We start from the raw sequence: 23,076 nt of genomic DNA on the forward strand, positions 1-23,076 counted from the left end.
CTCCTGCTCTCTTGCCGGTCGTCAGACGCCGTCCGGGTCCGAGCGGTTGAGCGTCGGCTTCGGCGCCGTGCCCGCCGTCAGCAGGTAGTCCGCGGCCGACGTGTCCGTCACCAGGCTGGTGACCAGCCCGGACCGCAGCACCGCGTCGATGGCCGCCGCCTTGCGCTGCCCGCCCGCGATCGCCACGACCTCGGGGATGCGGCGGAGCTGGTCGGCCGTGACCGTGATGCACCGCTCCCCCAGGTCCCGTCCGACCCGGCGCCCCTCGGCGTCGAAGAGGTGCGCGGACATCTCGGCGGCGACGCCGAGGGAGGCGTAGTGCGCGCGTTCCTCGTCGCTGAGCATGTCGTGCACCGTCGAGATGCCCGGCTCCCAGGAGCCGATGGAGACGCAGGCGACCGTGACCTTGTCGAAGTACTCGAAGGCCCGGGCGATCCCGGTCTGGTTGCGCAGCGCCGCCGCGGTGGCCGCGTCCGGCAGCAGCATCGGCGCGTAGATGGGGTGGGCGTCGCCGCCCGAGACCTGGGCGGCGCGGCGGACGGCCTCGACCGAGCCGCGCTCGGCGGTCCCGGCGTCGTACACGCCCGTCAGCTGCACCACCGTGCACGGCGGCAGCCGGTCGAGCGCGGCCGCCATGTGGATCGTGGAGCGGCCCCAGGCGAGGCCGAGCACGTCGCCCTCGTTGACCAGCTCGCCGAGCAGGTCGGCGGCCACCTCGCCCAGGTTCTCGGGGTCGGGTGTCTCCTCGGCCTCGGCCGGGGACTCCACCACGACGGCGTGCCTGAGGCCGTAGCGGGCCCGCAGGGCGTCCGAGCGCTCCGCGTCCAGCTCGGCGGGCACCCGGATCTCGATTCGTACAAGGTCCCGCTCGAGGGCGGTCTCGAGGACCCGGGCCACCTTGAAGCGGCTGACGCCGAACTCCTCCGCGATCTGGATCTTGGACTTGCCCTCGAGGTAGAAGCGGCGGGCCATGGCCGCCGCCTGGACCAGCTCAGCGGGTCCCATCCGCATGGCTGAACGGCCCGCCGACATACCCGACACGGCGATCTCCTCACTGCTGTTCACACTCTGGATTCGCCGTTCATCCTTGCAGATTCGGCGCTCTCGATCAGCCCTGATGGGAGCCGTTCACGTTCTGTTCCTCAGTGGTCGCACGCCCAGGACGCCTTGGCGGTCGCCGCCTCGGCCTGGTTGCGCAGTGCACGTACCGCCTCGGCCGGGTCGGACGCCCCGTACACGGCGGATCCCGCGACGAAGACGTCGGCGCCGGCGTCGGCGCACTGCTCGATGGTGGACGCCGAGACACCGCCGTCGACCTGCAGCCACAGCTCCAGACCGTGCTTCTTGATCAGCTCACGGGTGCGGCGGATCTTCGGAAGCATGATGTCGAGGAACGCCTGCCCGCCGAAGCCCGGTTCGACCGTCATGATCAGCAGCATGTCGAGCTCGGGGAGCAGGTCCTCGTACGGCTCGATGGGCGTCGCGGGCCGCAGCGCCATGGAGGCGCGGGCGCCCTTGGCCCGGATCTCGCGGGCGAGGCGGACCGGTGCGGAGGCGGCCTCGACGTGGAAGGTGACGGAACCGGCGCCGGCCTCCACGTACTGGGGCGCCCAGCGGTCGGGGGCCTCGATCATGAGGTGGCAGTCCAGCGGGGTGTCCGTCGCCCGGGCCAGCGACTCGACGACCGGCACGCCGAGGGTGAGGTTGGGGACGAAATGGTTGTCCATGACGTCGACGTGGAGCCAGTCGGCTCCTTCGACCGCCTTGGCCTCGTCCGCGAGGCGGGCGAAGTCGGCGGACAGGATGCTGGGGTTGATCTGCGCGGCCATGCCCCAAGCCTGCCATGCCCTCCGGGGGCGAGGGGCATCGGTACCCAGTGGTCACGGTTGTGCCCCGGCCCGGGGACCGGGGCGGGGACCGGGGCGGGGACCGGGGCGGGGACCGGGGCGGGGACCGGGGCGGGGGCCCACGGTCCGGGGCGCGTTCTACGCGGTGCGGCGGATCAGGGCGAGGTACATCGCGTCCGTGCCGTGGAGGTGGGGCCAGAGCTGGATGTCGGGGCCCTCGCCCAGGTCGGGGACGCCGGGGAGGAGGGGACGGGCGTCGATGAGTTCGGTGTCGGGGTGCTGCTTGAGCACGTCGGCGACGACGGCGCGGGTCTCTGCGAGGTGGGGCGAGCAGGTCGCGTAGCCGACGACGCCACCGATCCGTACGGCCCGCAGGGCACTGTCCAGCAGCCCGCGCTGGAGCGGGGCGAAGCCGTCCAGGTCCTCGGGACGGCGCCGCCAGCGCGCCTCGGGGCGCCGGCGCAGGGCACCGAGGCCGGTGCACGGTACGTCGACCAGGACGCGGTCGAAGCTGCCGGGCCGCCACGGCGGGCGCGTCCCGTCGGCGGCGATCACCTGGTACGGCCCCGGATTGCCGTCCAGCGCCTTGGCCACGAGCCCCGCCCGGTGCGGCTGCTTCTCGGAGGCGAGCAGGAAGGCACCCCGCTCCGCCGCCAGGGCGCCGAGCAGCGCCGCCTTGCCGCCGGGCCCCGCGCAGCCGTCCAGCCAGCGCCGGTCGGGGCCGTCCAGGGGCGCGCCCGCCAGGGCGAGCGCGACGAGCTGACTGCCCTCGTCCTGCACGCCCGCCCGGTTCTCCCGTACGGCCTCGACGGCCCCGGGCTCGCCGCCCTCGCTCAGCCGCACCGCGTACGGCGACCAGCGCCCCGGTACGGCCGCCTCCTCCTCGAGCAGTTCCCCGGTCGTCGCCCGTCCGGGCCGGGCGACCAGCGTGACCTCGGGCCGTTCGTTGTCGGCGGCCAGCAGTCCCTCGATGCCGGCCCGTCCGCCGCCCAGCGAGTCCCACAGCGCGGAGACGACCCAGCGCGGGTGCGAGTGCACGACGGCGAGGTGGTCCTCGGGGTCCTCGTCGTAGGGCGGGGCGACCCGCTCGAGCCAGCCGTCGAGGTCGTCCTGCGCGATCTTGCGGAGCACGGCGTTGACGAACTTGGCCCGGCCGTCGCCCAGCACCACACGGGCCAGCTCGACGGAGGCGGACACGGCCGCGTGGGTCGGGATGCGCGTCCCGAGCAGCTGGTGCGCGCCCAGGCTCAGCACGTCCAGCACCGGCGGGTCGACCTCCCGCAGCGGCCGGTCGACGCAGGCGGCGATGATCGCGTCGTACGTCCCCTGCCGGCGCAGCGTCCCGTACACCAGCTCGGTCGCGAGGGCCGCGTCCCGGGCGTCGAAGCCGTCCTTCTCCCGCGCCTTGCGCAGCAGCGGCGGCAGCACGAGGTTGGCGTAGGCGTCCCGCTCGTCCACGGCCCTGAGCGCCTCGAAGGCGAGGATGCGGACGGGGTCCTTCTGGGGCCTGCGGTACGGCTTGCCGGGCTTGCGGGGACGACGGGGCTGCTCGCTCACGAAAAAGGTGCTCCGGGTGTGGGGTGAAGTGCGCTCACCAGCGTACGTCGAGCCGGTGAACGGTGGTACGGCGGTCAGCCGCCGAGCAGCTCGCCCTCGGCGATCCGCACCCCGCGCGCCCAGTCCGCGGCCCGCATCGGCTTCTTGCCCTGCGCCTGCACCCACAGCAGCTCGACGGCGTACGAGCCGGTGCCGACGTACACGTTGTTCTTGCCGGCCGCGAGCTGCCCGGGGGCCAGGTCGGTCCGGTCGGGCACGGGCGCGGCCTGCACCAGCTTGAGCCGCTCGCCTCGGAACGTGGTCCAGGCGCCGGGCGCCGGGGTGCAGCCGCGCACCACGCGGTCGACGCGCAGTGCCGGGGCCGACCAGTCGATCCGGGCGTCCTCGACCGTGATCTTCGGCGCGAGGGTGACGCCCTCGGCGGGCTGCGGCACGGCCTTCAGGCTGCCGTCCTCGATGCCGTCCATGGTGGCGGCGAGCAGCCCGGAGCCGGCGAAGGCGAGCCGGGTCAGCAGGTCACCGCTGGTGTCGGTGGGACGGATGGTCTCGGTGACCGTCCCGAAGACGGGCCCGGAGTCGAGGCCCTCCTCGATGAGGAACGTGGACGCCCCGGTGATCTCGTCCCCCGCCATCAGCGCGTGCTGCACGGGCGCGGCCCCGCGCCAGGCGGGCAGCAGCGAGAAGTGCAGGTTGACCCAGCCGTGGGCGGGCACGTCCAGGGCCACGCGGGGCAGCAGGGCGCCGTAGGCGACGACGGGACAGCAGTCGGGCGCGATCTCGCGCAGCCGCTCCAGGAACTCCGGGTCGCGGGGCTTCGCGGGCTTGAGCACCTCGATCCCGGCCTCCTCCGCGCGCTCGGCCACGGGGGAGGCGACCAGCCGGCGCCCGCGTCCGGCCGGCGCGTCGGGCCGCGTGACGACGGCGGCCACCTCGTGACGCCCGGAGGCGATCAGGGCGTCCAGGGCGGGAACGGCGACCTCGGGGGTACCGGCGAAGACCAGCTTCATGGGTGGGACGGGCCTCTCGGGCGGGGGCGGATGCGGGCGACGCACCAGTCTACGAGCCCGCCCCGGGCGGAAAACCGCCGACGGCGCAGCACCACGGCGGCAGGCGTCCGTCTCCCGGCCGACTGGAAACGGGTGGTGCGCGGGTGGGAGGGCAGAAACCGAAGGCCGAGGCGCGCATCCCACCGGGACGGCGCGCGCATATGCCGCCACGCCCCCACCCCGTGACCCGCGGAGCGCCCACGCGTTGTCAAGGAAGAGTTGACCACGGGGCCGCCCGCGCGGCCCGATTCCTTTCAACGCCGGTTCGAGAGGCTTGTTCATGGCCGACCACGCAACCCACGACGCCCAGGCTCGGGCCAGCCTGCACTTGCTGGTGCGGGACATCGAGCGGGTCCGCCGGCAGGTGGACGCACTGCGCACCCTCACCGCCCAGCTGGGCAACGTCTACCGACCGCGCCGTTCGGGCCCGCCCACGGGCTTCGTCGTCTACGGACGCGCTCCCGCACCGACGGTCCGCCTCGCCCAGGAGCTGCGGGACAGCGTCGAGACGCTGGTCACGGCCGCCGTGGACTTCGACCGCTCGCTCGGCTTCTCGTGGGACGCGGTCGGCTCCGCGCTCGGCGTCACCAAGCAGGCGGTGCACCGGCGTTACGGCTCCCGCCGGGCCGCGACCCAGACGGCGGCCACCGAGGCCCCCGAGCCCGCACCGGAGCCGGCAGCCGCCCGCCCGGTCAACGTGGGCCCCGGTCTGCCGACCGTGCCCACGGTCCCCGCGGCCCGCTCCATGCCGACCCAGCCGACGGCGGGCAGCCCGTCCCTGCGCGACGAGGTCAGGCCGACGGCCTTCCCCGGCCCGCGCAACGGCTGACCCGCCCCGCCCTCCCGGCACGCTCCGGGAGGGCCGTCCGGCCCCGGCCGCCGTTTCTCACCGGCCCCGGGCGGCCGTCACCTTCGGCCGACGCCGAGGCCCGCACTCAGGCGACCTCACCCGGCGCCGACGCTGCCTCGGCCACCATCGCCCCTGACGTCGACGCCGGTTCCCGCACCCTCGCGGGACGCCGACCGCCCGCCTCCTGTCGGCACCCGCCCCATGCCCCGTCCTCACCCGATGTCGGGCGGATCGATCCGTACCCACACCGCCGCATCGTTCCCGCGTGCCGTCCGTGCCGCCTGTGCGGCCTTCAGCGCACCGGCCAGCGCCGCCCCGCGCCCCGGCGGCACCCGGACCAGCGCCCTGTCCCACTGCTCCCCCGGCGGCGGCCCGCCCACCCGGCGCGGGCGCCCCGGCGCCGTGCCGGGGAGCGGCACGGGCCCCAGGATCTCCGCCTCGCGCGGCAGCTCCACCGTGCCGAGGAAGTCGGCCACCGCCTCCGGGGGCCCCGCGACGGACGCCATCCGCGACACCGGCGGAAAGCCCAGCTCGGCACGCTCGGCCAGCTCGCGCACCGCATGACCGACGGGGTCCCAGCGCACCAGTGCCTGCACCGGCCGCAGGGTCGGCTCGGCGACCACGACCACGGTCCCGCCGGCCGGCTGCGGGCGCACCAGCGCGGCGGCCGCGAGCCAGCGCCGCAGCGCGTCCTCGCCGGCGCGCAGATCCGGCCGCCCGAGCATGGCCCAGCCGTCGAGCAGCAGGGCCGCCGCGTAACCGCCCTCGGCGACGGGTTCGGCACCGGGGGTGCTCACCACCAGGGCCGGCGTCCGCGACACGGTGTCCAGCACCTGCTCGCGCCCCGAGGTGCGCACCGGCACCGCGGGGAAGGCACGCCCCAGCTCCTCCGCGGTACGGCGTGCCCCCACGATCTGCGCGCGCAGCCGGAAGCTCCCGCACTCCGGGCAGTGCCAGCCGCCCTCCTCGCGCCCGCACCACCCGCACCGCAGCGCCGACCCGGATTCCTGGCCCTCCAGCGGCCCGGAGCAGTGCCGGCACCGCGCGGGCGTCCGGCAGGCGGCACACGCCATCCGCGGGACGTATCCACGCCGGGGCACCTGTACGAGGACCGGCCCCTGCCGCAGCCCGTCCCTCACGACCTGCCAGGCGAGGGAGGGCAGCCGCGCGGCCCGGGCGGCCTCGTCGCGGGCCAGGTCACCGTCCCCCACGGTCCGGACCAGCGGGGCGGTGGCCCGCACCTGTTCCCGGGCGGCGACCAGCGGCCTGGCCCAGCCGGTCTCGACGAGCTGGGCGGCCTCCACCGTGCAGTTCCAGCCGCCCAGCAGGAAGGCGCACCTGTCCTGGGCCGCGCGCAGCAGCAGCACCTCGCGGGCGTGCGGCTGCGGGGCGTGGAGCTCGCTGTGACTGTCGTCGCCGTCGTCCCACAGTGCGACCAGCCCGAGGTCCCGCACCGGCGCGAACATGGCGGCCCGGGTCCCGACGACGGCCCGTACCGCCCCTCGGCGCACCGCGAGCCACTGCGCGTACCGCTTCTCGGGTCCGGCGTCGGCGGTGAGCACCGCGTGCCGGCCCTCGCCGAGCAGGGCGGTCAGCGCGGCGTCGGCGCGGGCGACCGTCCGGCCGTCCGGGAGGACGACGAGCGCGCCCCGGCCGGAGGCCAGGGTCGCCGCCACGGCCCGCGCCAGTTCCTCGCTCCACCCGGGGCCGGGCAACGCGTTCCACACCGCGCGCGGCGCGCCGCCCGACGCGAGGGACGCGACGAACGCGGCGCCCTGCTCGTACCGCGCCCAGGAGCCCGGTTCGGGCACCGGCGGCGGGGGCAGCGGGTCCGGTGAGGGCCGCTTCTCGGCGCGCGCGTTGCGCGGCGGTACCGCGAGCTGCAGCACGTCGGCGAGGCTGCCGGCGTACCGGTCGGCGACGGCCCGCGCGAGACCGAGCAGCTCCGCGTCGAGCACCCGTTCGGGCGAGACGACCTGGGCCAGCGCGGCCAGCGGCCCCGCGTAGTCGGACTCCGCGAGCCGCTCCACCAGGAAGCCGTCGATGAGGCCGCCGCCCTCGCGCCGCCCGTCCCGCACCCGGTGCCGGCCGGCCCCGAACCGCACCCGCACCCGCACGCCCGGCTGGGCCTCGGCGTCGAGTTCCTCCGGCACGGCGTAGTCGAAGTACCGGTCGAGGTGGAGCACGCCCTTGTCGACCAGCACCCGGGCGACGGGCAGCTCCTTGGCGAGCGCGGCACCGCGCCAGGTCCGCGGCTTGGCCCGCGGCGCCTTCGCCCTGCGCACGCTCTCCCGGATGAGCGCGAGCTGCTCGGGCTGCGCGTCGCCCACGCCGCCGCCCGCCGGATCGTTCTCGCTGCTCACGCCTGCATTCTTACCAAAGACCACTGACAACCGGCGGTGCCCCGGTTCCCACCGTTCCGTACCGGCTCCGGGCACGCCGAGGCCCGGCGTCCCCGAGGGGACACCGGGCCTCGCGGCGTGCCGTCGAGCGGAACCGCTGTTACAGCCCCGCCGCCTTGCGCAGCGCCTCGACGCGGTCGGTGCGCTCCCAGGTGAAGTCGGGCAGCTCACGGCCGAAGTGGCCGTAGGCGGCGGTCTGGGCGTAGATCGGGCGGAGCAGGTCGAGGTCGCGGATGATGGCGGCCGGACGGAGGTCGAAGACCTCGTCGATCGCCTTCTCGATCTTCTCCGGGTCCACCTTGGCGGTGCCGAAGGTCTCCACGAACAGGCCGACCGGCTCGGCCTTGCCGATCGCGTACGCGACCTGGACCTCGCAGCGGGAGGCGAGGCCCGCGGCGACGACGTTCTTGGCGACCCAGCGCATCGCGTACGCCGCCGAGCGGTCCACCTTGGACGGGTCCTTGCCCGAGAAGGCGCCGCCGCCGTGGCGGGCCATGCCGCCGTAGGTGTCGATGATGATCTTGCGGCCGGTCAGACCGGCGTCGCCCATCGGGCCGCCGATCTCGAAGCGACCGGTCGGGTTGACCAGCAGCCGGTACCCCTCGGTCTCCAGCTTGATGCCGTCGTCGAGCAACGCCTTCAGCTCCGGCTCGACCACGAACTCCTTGATGTCCGGAGCCAGGAGCGACTCCAGGTCGATGTCGCTCGCGTGCTGCGAGGAGACGACGACCGTGTCGAGGCGGACGGCCTTGTCGCCGTCGTACTCAATGGTGACCTGCGTCTTGCCGTCCGGGCGCAGGTAGGGGATCGTGCCGTTCTTGCGGACCTCGGACAGGCGCTTGGACAGGCGGTGCGCCAGGAAGACCGGCAGCGGCATCAGCGTCGGCGTCTCGTCCGAGGCGTAGCCGAACATCAGGCCCTGGTCGCCCGCGCCCTGCCGGTCCAGCTCGTCTTCGTCGCCCTCGACCCGGGACTCGTAGGCCGTGTCCACGCCCTGCGCGATGTCCGGGGACTGGGCCCCGATCGACACGGACACGCCGCAGGAGGCGCCGTCGAAGCCCTTCTTCGAGGAGTCGTAGCCGATCTCCAGGATCTTGCCGCGCACCAGCGTGGCGATGTCCGCGTAGGCCTTGGTCGTGACCTCGCCGGCCACGTGCACCAGGCCGGTGGTGATCAGCGTTTCGACGGCGACCCGGGACGTCGGGTCCTCGCGCAGAAGCGCGTCGAGAATGGTGTCGCTGATCTGGTCAGCGATCTTGTCGGGGTGACCCTCGGTCACGGACTCCGAGGTGAACAGGCGACGGGACACAACGCTCCCTGGGGTTGCAGCGGCTGCTGGCTGATCATTGGTGGACGGCACGGGGAGCTGCACCCGGCGACGTCCGAGAACAGTTTATCGGTCGCACTCGGCCGCGGACTCACCCGTCTCAGCTCTCGGAAGGGCTGTGACCTGCGGCACGGGCATTCTGCCCAATGCGGAGGGCCATTGGCCAGGCGCGCCACGCCCGAATGTCCGGGGTACGCGAGCACCGGGGAACGAATGGGTCATTCAGCCGAACCTCTTCGCCACGAGGTCCCACACCGTTTCGGCCAGGGCTTCCTTCGGGCCGTGCGCCACCGGGGTCTCGCTGCCGTCGGCGCCGAGGACCACGGCCTCGTTCTCCTCGGCGCCGAAGGTCTTGCGCTCCCCGACCTCGTTCACCACGAGGAGGTCGCAGCCCTTGCGCTTCAGCTTGGCCCGGCCGTTGGCGAGGACGTCGTCGGTCTCGGCGGCGAAGCCGACGACCACCTGCCCGGGACGGGCCCGGTCGGCGGAGATCTCCGCGAGGACGTCCGGGTTGCGCACCAGCGTGATCGGCTCGGGGTCCTGGCCGTCCTTCTTCTTGATCTTCCCGGCGGCGTAGACCGCCGGCCGGAAGTCCGCGACCGCGGCGGCCATGACGACGGCGTCGGCGTCCGCCGCCGCGCGCAGCACGGCCTCGCGCAGTTCCACGGCGGTGCCCACCGGGACGACGTCCACGCCGGCCGGGTCGGGCAGCGCCGCGTTCGCCGCGATCAGCGTGACGCGGGCGCCCCGGGCGGCGGCGGTGCGGGCGAGGGCGTAGCCCTGCTTGCCCGAGGAGCGGTTGCCGAGGAAGCGGACGGGGTCGAGGGGCTCGCGGGTGCCGCCGGCGCTGACGACGACGTGCCGTCCGGCGAGGTCCGGCTCCCGCACGCCGCGGGCGAGCACCCGGCGGCAGACCTCGAAGATCTCGCCCGGATCGGGCAGCCGGCCCTTGCCGGTGTCGACGCCGGTGAGGCGGCCGACGGCCGGTTCGATCACGACCGCGCCGCGGCGGCGCAGCGTCGCCACGTTCTCCTGGGTGGCCGGGTGCTCCCACATCTCCGTGTGCATGGCGGGGGCGAAGACGACCGGGCAGCGGGCCGTGAGCAGGGTGTTGGTGAGGAGGTCGTCGGCGAGGCCGTGGGCGGCCTTGGCGAGCATGTCGGCGGTGGCCGGGGCGACGACGACGAGGTCCGCGTGCTGGCCGATGCGCACGTGCGGGACCTGGTGGACGTCGTCCCACACCTCGGTGGAGACGGGATTGCCGGACAGGGCGGACCAGGTGGCGGCGCCGACGAAGTGCAGCGCGGAGGCGGTGGGGACGACGCGCACGTCGTGTCCCGACTCCGTGAATCTGCGCAGCAGCTCACAGGCCTTGTAGGCGGCGATCCCGCCGCTGACCCCCAGAACGACCTTGGGCTTGTCCACCATCTCTCCCGGACTCGGAATACGTGTGCCCCCATCACACACCACAGGCCCGGCAGTCGGACTGCCGGGCCTGTGGAAAAGTCAGCTTCGAGCTGAAAATACTGCTTCCGGTACTACTGCGCCGGGCCTTCGATGGCCTCGGACGTCAGCAGACCCGCGTTGATCTCGCGCAGGGCGATCGAGAGCGGCTTCTCGTGGACGTGGGTGTCGACGAGAGGACCGACGTACTCGAGGAGGCCCTCGCCGAGCTGCGAGTAGTACGCGTTGATCTGGCGGGCCCGCTTGGCCGCGTAGATCACGAGGCTGTACTTCGAGTCCGTGGCCTCGAGGAGCTCGTCGATCGGCGGGTTGATGATGCCCTCGGGCGCGGAGATGGAAGAGGACACGCTCTACCTTCCGATGGATGGGAAAGATTCAGTCGAGGCGATCGGCCGGGGTCGGTGGACCTGTCGCGATCACACGACGTTCGTCAAGGCTAGCAGCTCGCGCGCCACGTCCTCGACGGAGGTGTTCACCAGGGTCTCGTCGAACTCCGGCTCGGCCGCCAGCTCGACCTTGGCCGCGGCGAGGCGGCGCTCGATCACCTCCGGCGGTTCGGTGCCCCGGCCGGTGAGCCTGCGCACCAGCTCCTCCCAGGAGGGCGGTGCCAGGAACACCAGCTGGGCCTCCGGCATGGACTCGCGGACCTGCCGCGCACCCTGGAGGTCGATCTCGAGCAGCACCGGCTCACCGGCCTCCAGGCGCTCCAGCACGGCGGTACGGGGCGTGCCGTAGCGGTTGCCCGCGAACTCGGCCCACTCCAGCAGCTCGCCGTTGGCGATCAGCTTGTCCATCTCCTCGTCGGTGACGAAGAAGTAGTGGACTCCGTGCTGTTCGCCGGGCCGGGGCCTGCGGGTCGTCGCCGACACCGAGAGCCAGACCTCGGGGTGTTCCTTGCGCATATGGGCGACGACCGTGCTCTTGCCGACCCCCGAGGGGCCGGAGAGCACGGTCAGTCGCGGACGTGCGTCCGGGGGTACGGGGGACGTCCCCCGGGGTGTTGCAGCCATGCAGCGATTATTCCAGCAATCGCGCGGTGCCCGGGACTCAGGAGCCCGTGCTGCCGAACTCACGCTCCAGGGATGCGATCTGGTTGGAGCCGAGACCTCGCACGCGGCGGCTCTCGGAGATGCCGAGCCGCTCCATGATCTGCTTGGCGCGGACCTTGCCCACGCCCGGCAGGGACTCGAGAAGGGCGGAGACCTTCATCTTGCCGATGACGTCGTTCTCCTGACCCTGCTTGATGACCTCGTGGAGGGAGGCGCCGGAGTGCTTGAGTCGATTCTTGACCTCGGCCCGCTCCCGGCGAGCCGCGGCGGCCTTTTCGAGCGCGGCTGCGCGCTGTTCAGGGGTAAGGGGCGGAAGAGCCACGCCTACGTCACCTCGGATGTCGAACTGTCGGATACGGACCGGTGAGGAACCTAGTCGCCCCACACCTGGGAGCCCCGAGCAACACGCTTGCCCGTCGGCCCCTGTCGGAGACTAGCGGTCAAGTCCGCCAGAGTCAGCGAGAACAGCGGAAAAGTCCTGGTCAGCCTCCGTCAGGCCAGACATTTAAGACATATTGCCTCTGATTTGAGGATGTATCCAGGGTCAGGCCGCGGCGACCGCGTCGCTGATCTCCTCCGCGAAACGGTCGGTGGCCTTCCGCAACGCGGCCACATCGGGACCGTGACGAAGGACACCCCGGCTGACGTTGGGAACGACGTTGCGCACCGCGTCACCGAAGACCCGCGGCAGGTCGGCCGGTGTCGCTCCCTGGGCGCCGATCCCGGGCGCGAGGAGCGGGCCGTTGATGGCCAGGTCGTACGAGGAGAGGTCGCCGAGCGTGGCGCCGACCACCGCGCCGAAGGAGCCGAGGGGCCGCTCTTCCGCGTTCTCGGCCGCCAGGTGCGCCAGCATGGTCGCCCCGACGTTCCGTCCGTCGGCGCGCGTGGCGTGCTGGACCTCGCCGCCCTCCGGGTTGGAGGTCAGCGCCAGCACGAACAGACCCGCGCCGTTGGCCCGGGCCAGGTCGACGGCCGGCTTCAGCGAGCCGTAGCCGAGGTACGGGGAGACCGTCAGCGCGTCCGAGAACAGCGGGGCGTCCGTGCGCAGGAAGGACTCGGCGTACGCGGCCATGGTCGAGCCGATGTCGCCGCGCTTGGCGTCCATGACGACCAGCGCGCCGGCCTCCCGGGCCTCCTGGACCGACGTCTCCAGGACCGCGACGCCGCGTGAGCCGAAGCGCTCGAAGAACGCGCTCTGCGGCTTGAGGACGGCGGCCCGGCCGGCCACCGCCTCGACGACGGTGCGGCTGAAGCGCTCCAGGCCCGCCACGTCGTCGTTCAGGCCCCACTCGGCGAGCAGGGAGGCGTGCGGGTCGATGCCGACGCACAGCGGGCCGCGTTCGTCCATGGCCCGGCGCAGCCGCGCGCCGAAGGGTTCCGTCGTACCGGTCATCGGGACTTCCTCACGTCGGCGCCGACCGCGTCGGCGAGGGTGGCGTACGGGCTCTGCCGCAGACGGGCGGCGAGTCCCTTGTGGATGGTGCGGCTCCAGAAGGGCCCCTCGTAGATGAACGCGCTGTAGCCCTGGACCAGCGTGGCCCCGGCCAGGATGCGCTGCCAGGCGTCCTCGGCGGTCTCGATGCCGCCGACGCCCACCAGGGTGATCCGGTCGCCCACGCGCGCGTACAGGCGGCGCAGCACCTCCAGGGAGCGCGTCTTGAGAGGGGCGCCGGAGAGGCCGCCGGTCTCCTGGACCAGGGAGGGCGCGGACCGCAGACCGAGTCCCTCGCGCGCGATGGTGGTGTTGGTGGCGATGATGCCGTCCAGTCCGAGTTCGACGGCCAGGTCGGCGACCGCGTCGACGTCCTCGTCGGCGAGGTCCGGTGCGATCTTGACCAGCAGGGGCACGCGCCGGGCGGGCACCGCGCGGTCGGCGGCCTCGCGGACGGCGCTCAGCAGGGGACGCAGGGCCTCGGTGGCCTGGAGGTTGCGCAGGCCGGGCGTGTTCGGGGAGGAGACGTTCACCACCAGGTAGTCGGCGTACGGCGCCAGCCGCTCGGCCGACTTCACGTAGTCGCCGACGGCCTCCTCCTCCGGGACGACCTTGGTCTTGCCGATGTTGACGCCGACGACGGTCCGGAAGACGGGCTCGCGGGAGGCCAGGCGGGCCGCGACGGCGCGGGAGCCGTCGTTGTTGAAGCCCATGCGGTTGATCAGCGCCCGGTCCTCGACCAGGCGGAACAGCCGCTTCTTGGGATTGCCGGGCTGCGGCTCCCCCGTCACCGTGCCGATCTCGACGTGGTCGAAGCCGAGCATGGCCATGCCGTCGATCGCGACCGCGTTCTTGTCGAAGCCGGCGGCCAGCCCGAAGGGGCCGTGCATCCGCAGGCCCAGGGCCTCGGTGCGCAGCTCCTTGTGGCGCGGCGCGAGCGCGGCGGCGGCGAAGGTGCGCAGCACGGGGACGCGGGCGGCGAGACGGATCCAGCGGAAGGCCAGGTGGTGGGCCTGCTCCGGGTCCATCCGGGAGAAGAAGAGCTTGAAGAAGATCTTGTACATGTGTCCTCGTGAAGCCTCACGCGGAGCCCCTCGGGGCTCTTGAAGAGAAGGGCTCATGAAGAGGGGGACACCGTTTCCGGTGTCCCCCTCGGGGCTGCTAGTCGCGGGCCGCGGTCAGGAACTCGGCGTGTTCCTGCAGTGAGCGGACTCCCACGTCGCCGCGGTTGAGGGCGTCGATGCCCTGGACCGCCGCGGCGAGCGCCTGGACCGTCGTCAGGCACGGCACGGACCGCGCCACGGCCGCCGTACGGATGTCGTAGCCGTCGAGGCGGCCGCCGGTGCCGTACGGGGTGTTGACGATGAGGTCGACCTCGCCGTCGTGGATGAGCTGGACGATGGTCTTCTCGCCGTTCGGGCCGGTGCCCTCGGACTGCTTGCGGACGACCGTGGCGTTGATGCCGTTGCGCTTGAGGACCTCGGCGGTGCCGGAGGTGGCGAGCAGCTCGAAGCCGTGGGCGACCAGCTCGCGCGCCGGGAAGATCATCGAGCGCTTGTCGCGGTTGGCGACCGAGATGAACGCGCGGCCCTTGGTGGGCAGCGGCCCGTAGGCGCCCGCCTGCGACTTGGCGTACGCCGTGCCGAAGACGGAGTCGATGCCCATGACCTCGCCGGTGGAGCGCATCTCCGGGCCGAGGACCGTGTCGACGCCGCGCCCGTGGATGTCCCGGAAGCGGGACCACGGCATCACGGCCTCCTTGACGGAGATCGGCGCGTCCAGCGGCAGCTCGCCGCCGTCGCCGTTGGCCGGCAGCAGGCCCTCGGCGCGCAGCTCGGCGATGGTCGCGCCGAGCGAGATGCGGGCGGCGGCCTTGGCCAGCGGCACCGCGGTCGCCTTGGAGGTGAAGGGGACGGTGCGCGAGGCGCGCGGGTTGGCCTCCAGGACGTAGAGGATGTCCCCGGCCAGCGCGAACTGGATGTTGATCAGGCCGCGCACGCCGACGCCCTTGGCGATGCCCTCGGTGGAGGCGCGCAGCCGCTTGATGTCGAAGCCGCCGAGCGTGATCGGGGGCAGGGCGCACGCCGAGTCGCCGGAGTGGATGCCGGCCTCCTCGATGTGCTCCATGACGCCGCCGAGGTACAGCTCCTCGCCGTCGTACAGGGCGTCGACGTCGATCTCGATCGCGTCGTCCAGGAACCGGTCGACCAGGACCGGGCGGGACGGGCTGATCTCGGTCGACTCGGCGATGTAGGACTCCAGCCGGGTCTCGTCGTAGACGATCTCCATGCCGCGTCCGCCGAGCACGTAGGAGGGGCGGACGAGGACCGGGTAGCCGATCTCGTCGGCGATGGCCTTGGCCTCGGCGAAGGTGGTGGCGGTGCCGTGCTTGGGGGCCGGCAGGCCGGCCTCCTTGAGGACCCGGCCGAAGGCGCCGCGGTCCTCGGCGGCGTGGATGGCCTCCGGCGAGGTGCCGACGATCGGCACGCCGTTGTCCTTGAGCGCCTGCGCGAGGCCCAGCGGGGTCTGGCCGCCGAGCTGGACGATGACACCCGCGATCGGGCCGGCCTGCCGCTCCGCGTGGACGATCTCCAGGACGTCCTCCAGGGTGAGCGGCTCGAAGTACAGCCGGTCGGAGGTGTCGTAGTCGGTGGAGACGGTCTCCGGGTTGCAGTTGACCATCACGGTCTCGTACCCGGCGTCGCTCAGCGCGAAGGAGGCGTGGACGCAGGAGTAGTCGAACTCGATGCCCTGGCCGATGCGGTTCGGGCCGGAGCCCAGGATGATCACCGCGGGCTTCTCGCGCGGCGCGACCTCGGTCTCCTCGTCGTAGGACGAGTAGAAGTACGGGGTCTTCGCGGCGAACTCGGCGGCGCAGGTGTCGACCGTCTTGTAGACCGGGCGGACGCCGAGCGCGTGCCGCACCTCGCGGACGACGTCCTCGCGCAGGCCGCGGATCTCGGCGATCTGCTGGTCGGAGAAGCCGTGCCGCTTGGACTCGCCGAGCAGGTCGGCGGTCAGCTCGGGCGCCTCGGCGAGCTCGTCGGCGATCTCCTTGATGAGGAAGAGCTGGTCGACGAACCAGGGGTCGATCTTCGTGTAGTCGAAGACCTCCTCGGGCGTGGCGCCGGCGCGGATGGCCTGCATGACGGCGTTGATCCGGCCGTCGGTGGGCCGGACGGCCTCTTCGAGCAGCGCCGTCTTGTCGCCGGGCTCACCGGTGAAGGTGAACTGGCTGCCCTTCTTCTCCAGGGAGCGCAGCGCCTTCTGGAAGGCCTCGGTGAAGTTGCGGCCGATGGCCATGGCCTCGCCGACCGACTTCATGGTGGTCGTCAGCGTCGAGTCCGCCGAAGGGAACTTCTCGAAGGCGAACCGCGGGGCCTTCACGACCACGTAGTCGAGCGTCGGCTCGAAGGAGGCCGGGGTCTCCTGCGTGATGTCGTTCGGGATCTCGTCCAGCGTGTAGCCGACGGCGAGCTTGGCGGCGATCTTCGCGATCGGGAAGCCGGTCGCCTTGGAGGCGAGCGCCGAGGAGCGGGAGACGCGCGGGTTCATCTCGATGACGATGACGCGGCCGTCGACCGGGTTCACCGCGAACTGGATGTTGCAGCCGCCGGTGTCGACGCCGACCTCGCGGATGATCGCGATGCCGACGTCGCGGAGGATCTGGTACTCGCGGTCGGTCAGCGTCATCGCGGGCGCGACGGTGATGGAGTCGCCGGTGTGCACGCCCATGGGGTCGAAGTTCTCGATGGAGCAGACGACCACGACGTTGTCGTTCTTGTCGCGCATCAGCTCCAGCTCGTACTCCTTCCAGCCGAGGATGGACTCCTCCAGGAGCACCTCGGTGGTCGGCGAGAGGGTGAGGCCCTGGCCGGCGATGCGGCGCAGCTCCTCCTCGTCGTGCGCGAAGCCGGAGCCGGCGCCGCCCATGGTGAAGGACGGGCGGACGACGACCGGGTAGCCGCCGAGCGTCTCGACGCCGGCGAGGACGTCGTCCATGGAGTGGCAGATGACCGAGCGGGCGGACTCGCCGTGGCCGATCTTCTTGCGGACCTCCTCGACGACGTCCTTGAACAGGTCGCGGTCCTCGCCCTTGTGGATCGCCTCCACGTTGGCGCCGATCAGCTCGACGCCGTACTTCTCCAGCACACCCTGCTCGTGCATGGAGATGGCGGTGTTCAGCGCCGTCTGGCCGCCCAGGGTGGGCAGCAGCGCGTCGGGCCGCTCCTTGGCGATGATCTTCTCGACGAACTCGGGGGTGATCGGCTCCACGTACGTGGCGTCGGCGATCTCCGGGTCGGTCATGATCGTCGCCGGGTTGGAGTTCACCAGGACGACGCGCAGGCCCTCGGCCTTGAGCACGCGGCACGCCTGGGTGCCGGAGTAGTCGAACTCGGCGGCCTGGCCGATGACGATCGGGCCGGAGCCGATGACCAGGACGGACTGGATATCGGTGCGCTTAGGCACGCTGGCCCTCCATCAGGGAAACGAAGCGGTCGAACAGGTACGCGGCGTCGTGCGGGCCGGCTGCCGCTTCGGGGTGGTACTGGACGCTGAAGGCCGGCTTGTCGAGAAGCTGGAGGCCCTCCACCACGTTGTCGTTGAGGCAGACGTGGGAGACCTCGGCGCGGCCGTAGGGGGTGTCGGAGACCTTGTCGAGCGGGGCGTCGACGGCGAATCCGTGGTTGTGCGCGGTGACCTCGACCTTGCCGGTCGTACGGTCCTGCACGGGCTGGTTGATGCCGCGGTGGCCGTACTTCAGCTTGAAGGTGCCGAAGCCTAGGGCGCGACCCAGGATCTGGTTGCCGAAGCAGATGCCGAACAGCGGGGTGCCGCGCTCCAGGACGCCCTGCATCACCGAGACCGGGTGGTCGGCGGTGGACGGGTCGCCGGGGCCGTTGGAGAAGAACACGCCGTCCGGAGCGACGGCGTAGACGTCCTCGACGGTGGCCGTGGCGGGCAGGACGTGCACCTCGATGCCGCGCTCGGCCATGCGGTGCGGGGTCATGCCCTTGATGCCGAGGTCGATCGCGGCGACGGTGAACTTCTTCTCGCCGATCGCCGGGACGACGTACGGCTCGGTGGTGGCGACCTCGGCGGAGAGGTCGGCGCCGCTCATCTCGGGGGCCTGGCGGACCTCTGCGAGCATGGTGCCCTCGTCGGGCAGCGCGTTGCCGGAGAAGATGCCGACGCGCATGGCGCCGCGTTCCCGCAGGTGGCGGGTGAGGGCGCGGGTGTCGATGCCGGAGATGCCGACGACGCCCTGGGCGGCGAGCTCCTCGTCCAGCGTGCGCGTCGAGCGCCAGCTGGAGGGGACCCGCGCGGGGTCGCGGACGACGTACCCGGAGACCCAGATCCTCCTGGACTCCATGTCCTCGTCGTTGACGCCCGTGTTCCCGATGTGCGGGGCGGTCATCACGACGACCTGGCGGTGGTACGACGGGTCGGTCAGGGTCTCCTGGTAGCCGGTCATGCCGGTGGAGAACACGGCTTCGCCGAACGTGGCCCCCACGGCCCCGTAGGCGCGGCCGCGGAAGGTCCGGCCGTCCTCCAGGACGAGTACGGCGGGAGTTTTGTGGGCTCCCCTGGTGGAGGTCGTCATCGTGCGCCTTCCGTTTCCGTCTTGTTGATCATGTCGTTCAGGGTGTCGACCCACTCGTTGTGCTCGGCCGCGTGGTCGGAGCGGAAGCCGGAGTCGATCGGTTTGCCGCCGTGCTCCCAGGTGACGATCAGCAGACCGCCCTCCGTGAGCACCTTGCCGGCGATGCCCTTGTCGAGGCGGGCCTCGCGCAGCGCGGCGGCGGGGACGAAGAAGTCGGTCGCGCCGGGGCGCACGACGTCCAGTCCCGCGTCCGTCAGCGTGAGCTCGGCCCGGCTCCGGGTGCCCAGGCCGTGCGCCACGATGCGGTCGAGCCACTGACCGGCGGTGGTGGAGCCGTGGTAGCGGCCGCTCATCGTCAGTCTCGCCTCGCCGGGCGAGTCCGGCGCGGTGGGGAGCTCCGGCAGGTCGCTCTGGAGCGTGCCCCGCCACTTCCAGCCCTCGCGCATCAGCCAGTAGACGAGCGCGACGAACAGGCCGAGGCCGACGACCCAGCCGACGCGGGCGGCCCAGTCGGTCACTTCCGCCGATTCCTTCCCGGCGGCCAGCAGGATTACAGGTGTCACGTGAGCTTCCCGTCGACGAGCGTCGCCTTGCCCCGCAGCCACGTGTGCGTCACACGGCCCGGCAGCTCACGCCCCTCGTACGGAGTGTTGCGGCTGCGCGAGGCGAAGCCCGCGGGGTCCACCCGGCCACGGTATGCCGTGTCGACGAGCGTGAGGTTGGCGGGCTCACCAGCCGAGACGGGTCGTCCGTGTCCGGCGGCCCGGCCGATCCGCGCGGGCGTGAAGGACATCCGGTCGGCGACGCCGGCCCAGTCGAGCAGACCCGTGTCCACCATGGTCTCCTGGACCACCGACAGCGCGGTCTCCAGGCCGACCATGCCCATGGCGGCGGCGGCCCACTCGCAGTCCTTGTCCTCGTGCGGGTGCGGGGCGTGGTCGGTGGCGACGATGTCGATCGTGCCGTCCGCCAGCGCCTCGCGCAGGGCGTGCACGTCCCGCTCGGTGCGCAGCGGCGGGTTGACCTTGTAGACCGGGTTGTACGACCGCACCAGCTCGTCGGTGAGGAGCAGGTGGTGCGGGGTGACCTCGGCGGTGACGTCGATGCCGCGGGACTTGGCCCAGCGGACGATCTCGACGCTGCCGGCGGTCGACAGGTGGCAGATGTGGACGCGGGAGCCGACGTGCTCGGCGAGCAGCACGTCCCGGGCGATGATCGACTCCTCGGCGACGGCGGGCCAGCCGCCGAGGCCCAGCTCGGCGGAGACGACGCCCTCGTTCATCTGGGCGCCCTCGGTGAGCCGGGGCTCCTGGGCGTGCTGGGCGACGACGCCGCCGAAGGCCTTCACGTACTCCAGGGCGCGGCGCATGATCACGGCGTCGTGGACGCACTTGCCGTCGTCGGAGAAGACGGTGACGCCGGCCGCGGACTCGTGCATGGCGCCCAGTTCGGCGAGCTTGGCGCCCTCCAGGCCGACGGTGACGGCGCCGATGGGCTGCACGTCGCAGTAGCCGGACTCCTGGCCGAGCCGCCAGACCTGCTCGACGACGCCGGCGGTGTCGGCGACCGGGAAGGTGTTGGCCATGGCGAAGACGCTGGTGTAGCCGCCGCTCGCCGCGGCGCGGGTGCCGGTGAGGACGGTCTCGGAGTCCTCGCGGCCGGGCTCGCGCAGGTGGGTGTGCAGGTCGACCAGGCCGGGCAGCAGGACCTTGCCGTCCGCCTCGATCACCTCGGCGCCCTCGGCGCTCAGGCCCGTGCCCACCTCGGCGATGACGGCGCCGTCGATCAGCACGTCCTGCGGCTCGCCGCCGAGCACCTTCGCACCGCGGATCAGGGTCTTGCTCATCTTCTTACTTCTCCTCGGTGGTGCGGGCGTGGGTGACGGCGGGTTCGTTGCCGCCCAGCAGCAGGTAGAGCACGGCCATCCGGACGGAGACGCCGTTGGTGACCTGCTCGACGACGGTGCAGCGGTCGGAGTCGGCGACCTCGGCGGTGATCTCCATGCCGCGGACCATCGGGCCGGGGTGCATCACGATGGCGTGCTCCGGCATCTTCGCCATGCGGTCGCCGTCGAGGCCGTAGCGGCGGGAGTACTCACGCTCGGTCGGGAAGAACGCGGCGTTCATGCGCTCGCGCTGCACGCGCAGCATCATCACCGCGTCGGACTTCGGCAGGGCGGAGTCGAGGTCGTAGGAGACCTCGCAGGGCCAGGTCTCGACGCCGACCGGCAGCAGGGTGGGCGGGGCGACGAGGGTGACCTGGGCGCCCAGGGTGTGCAGCAGGTCGACGTTGGAGCGGGCGACGCGGCTGTGCAGGACGTCGCCGACCAGAGTGATGCGGCGGCCGTCCAGGTCCTTGCCGAGGCCGGCGTCGCGGCCGACCAGGCGGCGGCGCATGGTGAAGGCGTCCAGCAGGGCCTGGGTGGGGTGCTGGTGGGTGCCGTCGCCGGCGTTGATGACGTGGGCGTCGATCCAGCCGGAGGTGGCCAGGCGGTACGGGGCGCCGGAGGCGCCGTGCCGGATGACGACGGCGTCGACGCCCATGGCCTCCAGGGTCTGGGCGGTGTCCTTCAGAGACTCGCCCTTGGAGACGCTGGAGCCCTTGGCGGTGAAGTTGATGACGTCCGCGGACAGACGCTTCTCGGCGGCCTCGAAGGAGATCCGGGTCCGGGTGGAGTCCTCGAAGAAGAGGTTGACGACGGTCCGGCCGCGCAGGGTCGGCAGTTTCTTGATCGGCCGGTCCGCGACCCGGGCCATCTCCTCGGCGGTGTCGAGGATCAGGACGGCGTCGTCGCGGGTGAGGTCGGCGGCCGAGATGAGATGACGCTGCATCTGTCAGGCTCCGTAAGGCGATTCATGCGGAAGAGCGGGATAATTCGGGCGGCCTGGTGCGCACGGGGGCACACCGAGCGGGCGTACGGCACCGATGAGGGGCGTACGCCGGGTACTACGGGTGGGCGCCCGGGGTGTCCGGCTTGGCACCGAGCAGCACGGTGTCGCGACCGTCCTCCTCGGCGAGCTGGACCTTGACCGTCTCCCGCAGCGACGTGGGGAGGTTCTTGCCGACGTAGTCGGCCCGGATGGGCAGTTCGCGGTGGCCGCGGTCGACGAGGACCGCGAGCTGCACCGCGCGCGGGCGGCCGATGTCGTTCAGGGCGTCCAGGGCGGCGCGGATGGTGCGGCCGGAGAAGAGGACGTCGTCGACGAGGACGACCAGACGGCCGTCGATGCCGTCACCGGGGATCTCGGTGCGGGCCAGTGCGCGCGGGGGCTGCATGCGCAGGTCGTCGCGGTACATGGTGATGTCGAGCGAGCCGACCGGCACCTTGCGCTCGGTGATCCGCTCCAGCTTGTCGGCGAGCCGCCGGGCGAGGAAGACGCCCCGGGTCGGGATGCCGAGGAGCACCACGTCGTCGGCGCCCTTGGCGCGTTCGACGATCTCGTGGGCGATACGGGTCAGCACCCGCGCGATGTCGGGCCCTTCGAGAACGGGCCGTGCGTCGGACTGCGTGTCCTGCTGCCTGCTGTCCTGCTTGTCCATACGAAACGGACCTCCTTCTCCGCCTCACGGGACGGACCTTAAAGGACGTCGGATTTGCGCCACCTACGGTATCAGGCTCACGGGAACGCCCCGACCGGGCCCCCGACACTCCCCCGTCACTCCTGCGGCGCGTCCGCCTCACCCGTTCGCAGCAATGAACCGCGAGTACCACGGAAGAGTCGGTGCGGACCATTCGGCTTGACGCAGAAGAGTAACGCTGCGTAACCTCACAGTGAGTTACCAGCCGCGCGGCAGACAACACAGCCGGCCGCGTCGACACCTTGTCCGGGGAGCCATATGTCCAGCGAATACGCCAAACAGCTCGGGGCCAAGCTCCGGGCCATCCGCACCCAGCAGGGCCTTTCCCTCCACGGTGTCGAGGAGAAGTCCCAGGGCCGCTGGAAGGCGGTCGTGGTCGGGTCGTACGAGCGCGGCGACCGTGCCGTGACCGTGCAGCGCCTCGCCGAGCTGGCGGACTTCTACGGCGTTCCCGTGCAGGAGCTGCTGCCCGGCACCACCCCCGGTGGCGCCGCCGAGCCGCCGCCGAAGCTGGTCCTGGACCTGGAGCGGCTGGCCACGGTGCCGGCCGAGAAGGCGGGCCCGCTGCAGCGGTACGCGGCCACGATCCAGTCGCAGCGCGGTGACTACAACGGCAAGGTGCTCTCGATCCGCCAGGACGACCTGCGCACACTCGCCGTCATCTACGACCAGTCGCCCTCGGTCCTCACCGAGCAGCTGATCAGCTGGGGCGTCCTGGACGCGGACGCGCGCCGCGCGGTGGCGTCCCACGAGGACGCCTAGCGCGACCCGCGCTTCCGCGAGGACAGCAGAAACGTAACACCGGGGTGGCCGGAAGCCTGAGATGCTTCCGGCCACCCCGGTGACGTATGTGGTCCCGGAGGGCCGGGGAGCACGAGGAGACGCCGGAGGGCCTGCGGCAACCGACAACGGTTGCCG

The 23,076-nt window shown here is 72.3% G+C and carries 20 protein-coding genes; 2 read left to right on the top strand and 18 right to left on the bottom strand.

Features of this window, described 5'->3' with window-relative positions; genetic code table 11:
* Window positions 1–21 precede the first annotated feature (21 nt).
* The 4 genes from ACIRFH_RS23310 to fmt form a co-directional block, all read right to left on the bottom strand.
* On the bottom strand, window positions 22–1,065 hold the full coding sequence (locus ACIRFH_RS23310) for a sugar-binding transcriptional regulator (RefSeq protein ID WP_077797786.1): 1,044 nt from the start codon (window positions 1,063–1,065) through the stop codon (window positions 22–24).
* A gap of 77 nt (window positions 1,066–1,142) precedes the next feature.
* Window positions 1,143–1,829, bottom strand: coding sequence for a ribulose-phosphate 3-epimerase (gene rpe, locus ACIRFH_RS23315; protein WP_403523966.1), 687 nt, complete (start codon window positions 1,827–1,829; stop codon window positions 1,143–1,145).
* A 156-nt stretch (window positions 1,830–1,985) separates the two neighbouring features.
* Window positions 1,986–3,404 (bottom strand): RsmB/NOP family class I SAM-dependent RNA methyltransferase, encoded by a 1,419-nt coding sequence (locus ACIRFH_RS23320; RefSeq protein ID WP_403523969.1) that lies wholly within the window; start codon window positions 3,402–3,404, stop codon window positions 1,986–1,988.
* A gap of 74 nt (window positions 3,405–3,478) precedes the next feature.
* Window positions 3,479–4,411: a methionyl-tRNA formyltransferase gene (fmt, locus tag ACIRFH_RS23325; RefSeq protein WP_403523972.1), complete on the bottom strand. Its 933-nt coding sequence runs from the start codon at window positions 4,409–4,411 to the stop codon at window positions 3,479–3,481.
* 319 nt (window positions 4,412–4,730) lie between these two features.
* On the opposite strand from fmt, the gene ACIRFH_RS23330 reads away from it, so the two are divergent.
* Entirely contained in the window at window positions 4,731–5,279 is a 549-nt protein-coding gene (locus ACIRFH_RS23330; protein ID WP_403523975.1) for a hypothetical protein, read from the top strand.
* A gap of 233 nt (window positions 5,280–5,512) precedes the next feature.
* Here the strand turns inward: ACIRFH_RS23330 and ACIRFH_RS23335 are convergent, their stop codons facing one another.
* From ACIRFH_RS23335 to pyrR, 14 genes are all read right to left on the bottom strand, one after another.
* The gene (locus ACIRFH_RS23335; RefSeq protein WP_403523978.1) at window positions 5,513–7,663 is read right to left on the bottom strand and encodes a primosomal protein N'; all 2,151 of its coding nucleotides are present in this window, start codon (window positions 7,661–7,663) and stop codon (window positions 5,513–5,515) included.
* A gap of 139 nt (window positions 7,664–7,802) precedes the next feature.
* The gene (metK, locus tag ACIRFH_RS23340; protein WP_403523980.1) at window positions 7,803–9,011 is read right to left on the bottom strand and encodes a methionine adenosyltransferase; all 1,209 of its coding nucleotides are present in this window, start codon (window positions 9,009–9,011) and stop codon (window positions 7,803–7,805) included.
* Window positions 9,012–9,251: 240 nt separating this feature from the next.
* The gene (gene coaBC, locus ACIRFH_RS23345; protein WP_403524093.1) at window positions 9,252–10,454 is read right to left on the bottom strand and encodes a bifunctional phosphopantothenoylcysteine decarboxylase/phosphopantothenate--cysteine ligase CoaBC; all 1,203 of its coding nucleotides are present in this window, start codon (window positions 10,452–10,454) and stop codon (window positions 9,252–9,254) included.
* Between the two features lie 113 nt (window positions 10,455–10,567).
* Window positions 10,568–10,840: a DNA-directed RNA polymerase subunit omega gene (rpoZ, locus tag ACIRFH_RS23350; RefSeq protein ID WP_003977348.1), complete on the bottom strand. Its 273-nt coding sequence runs from the start codon at window positions 10,838–10,840 to the stop codon at window positions 10,568–10,570.
* A gap of 69 nt (window positions 10,841–10,909) precedes the next feature.
* Window positions 10,910–11,503: a guanylate kinase gene (gmk, locus tag ACIRFH_RS23355; protein ID WP_403523983.1), complete on the bottom strand. Its 594-nt coding sequence runs from the start codon at window positions 11,501–11,503 to the stop codon at window positions 10,910–10,912.
* Between the two features lie 37 nt (window positions 11,504–11,540).
* On the bottom strand, window positions 11,541–11,864 hold the full coding sequence (locus ACIRFH_RS23360; RefSeq protein ID WP_003977346.1) for an integration host factor: 324 nt from the start codon (window positions 11,862–11,864) through the stop codon (window positions 11,541–11,543).
* 222 nt (window positions 11,865–12,086) lie between these two features.
* Entirely contained in the window at window positions 12,087–12,935 is an 849-nt protein-coding gene (pyrF, locus tag ACIRFH_RS23365; protein ID WP_403523986.1) for an orotidine-5'-phosphate decarboxylase, read from the bottom strand.
* The gene (locus ACIRFH_RS23370) at window positions 12,932–14,038 is read right to left on the bottom strand and encodes a quinone-dependent dihydroorotate dehydrogenase (protein ID WP_403523990.1); all 1,107 of its coding nucleotides are present in this window, start codon (window positions 14,036–14,038) and stop codon (window positions 12,932–12,934) included. Before ACIRFH_RS23370 ends, pyrF begins: the two co-directional genes overlap by 4 nt.
* A 97-nt stretch (window positions 14,039–14,135) precedes the next feature.
* A complete protein-coding gene (carB, locus tag ACIRFH_RS23375; RefSeq protein WP_403523993.1) occupies window positions 14,136–17,444 on the bottom strand; it encodes a carbamoyl-phosphate synthase large subunit in 3,309 nt (1,102 codons plus the stop codon).
* Complete coding sequence (gene carA, locus ACIRFH_RS23380; protein ID WP_403523996.1) at window positions 17,437–18,579, bottom strand: glutamine-hydrolyzing carbamoyl-phosphate synthase small subunit; 1,143 nt, start codon at window positions 18,577–18,579, stop codon at window positions 17,437–17,439. The genes carB and carA overlap by 8 nt, the downstream gene beginning before the upstream one ends.
* Window positions 18,576–19,142 carry a hypothetical protein gene (locus tag ACIRFH_RS23385; RefSeq protein WP_403523999.1) on the bottom strand — a complete coding sequence of 189 codons (567 nt, stop codon included), beginning with the start codon at window positions 19,140–19,142 and terminating at the stop codon, window positions 18,576–18,578. Before ACIRFH_RS23385 ends, carA begins: the two co-directional genes overlap by 4 nt.
* The gene (locus ACIRFH_RS23390; RefSeq protein WP_403524002.1) at window positions 19,139–20,425 is read right to left on the bottom strand and encodes a dihydroorotase; all 1,287 of its coding nucleotides are present in this window, start codon (window positions 20,423–20,425) and stop codon (window positions 19,139–19,141) included. The genes ACIRFH_RS23385 and ACIRFH_RS23390 overlap by 4 nt, the downstream gene beginning before the upstream one ends.
* A gap of 4 nt (window positions 20,426–20,429) precedes the next feature.
* Complete coding sequence (locus ACIRFH_RS23395; protein ID WP_403524005.1) at window positions 20,430–21,410, bottom strand: aspartate carbamoyltransferase catalytic subunit; 981 nt, start codon at window positions 21,408–21,410, stop codon at window positions 20,430–20,432.
* Window positions 21,411–21,525: 115 nt separating this feature from the next.
* Entirely contained in the window at window positions 21,526–22,119 is a 594-nt protein-coding gene (gene pyrR / locus ACIRFH_RS23400) for a bifunctional pyr operon transcriptional regulator/uracil phosphoribosyltransferase PyrR (protein ID WP_403524008.1), read from the bottom strand.
* Between the two features lie 297 nt (window positions 22,120–22,416).
* Between pyrR and bldD the strand changes: the two genes are divergently transcribed.
* Entirely contained in the window at window positions 22,417–22,920 is a 504-nt protein-coding gene (bldD, locus tag ACIRFH_RS23405) for a transcriptional regulator BldD (protein WP_006131213.1), read from the top strand.
* Window positions 22,921–23,076 lie beyond the last annotated feature (156 nt).

This window comes from Streptomyces sp. NPDC093586 (assembly GCF_044764905.1).
Taxonomy (GTDB): domain Bacteria; phylum Actinomycetota; class Actinomycetes; order Streptomycetales; family Streptomycetaceae; genus Streptomyces.

Coding starts and splice junctions, on each gene's coding strand:
- ACIRFH_RS23370 (WP_403523990.1), bottom strand. CDS start 14,038: ATGTACAAGATCTTCTTCAAGCTCTTCTTCTCCCGGATGGACCCGGAG.
- pyrR (WP_403524008.1), bottom strand. CDS start 22,119: ATGGACAAGCAGGACAGCAGGCAGCAGGACACGCAGTCCGACGCACGG.
- rpe (WP_403523966.1), bottom strand. CDS start 1,829: ATGGCCGCGCAGATCAACCCCAGCATCCTGTCCGCCGACTTCGCCCGC.
- ACIRFH_RS23390 (WP_403524002.1), bottom strand. CDS start 20,425: ATGAGCAAGACCCTGATCCGCGGTGCGAAGGTGCTCGGCGGCGAGCCG.
- pyrF (WP_403523986.1), bottom strand. CDS start 12,935: ATGACCGGTACGACGGAACCCTTCGGCGCGCGGCTGCGCCGGGCCATG.
- fmt (WP_403523972.1), bottom strand. CDS start 4,411: ATGAAGCTGGTCTTCGCCGGTACCCCCGAGGTCGCCGTTCCCGCCCTG.
- bldD (WP_006131213.1), top strand. CDS start 22,417: ATGTCCAGCGAATACGCCAAACAGCTCGGGGCCAAGCTCCGGGCCATC.
- ACIRFH_RS23330 (WP_403523975.1), top strand. CDS start 4,731: ATGGCCGACCACGCAACCCACGACGCCCAGGCTCGGGCCAGCCTGCAC.
- carA (WP_403523996.1), bottom strand. CDS start 18,579: ATGACGACCTCCACCAGGGGAGCCCACAAAACTCCCGCCGTACTCGTC.
- ACIRFH_RS23395 (WP_403524005.1), bottom strand. CDS start 21,410: ATGCAGCGTCATCTCATCTCGGCCGCCGACCTCACCCGCGACGACGCC.
- gmk (WP_403523983.1), bottom strand. CDS start 11,503: ATGGCTGCAACACCCCGGGGGACGTCCCCCGTACCCCCGGACGCACGT.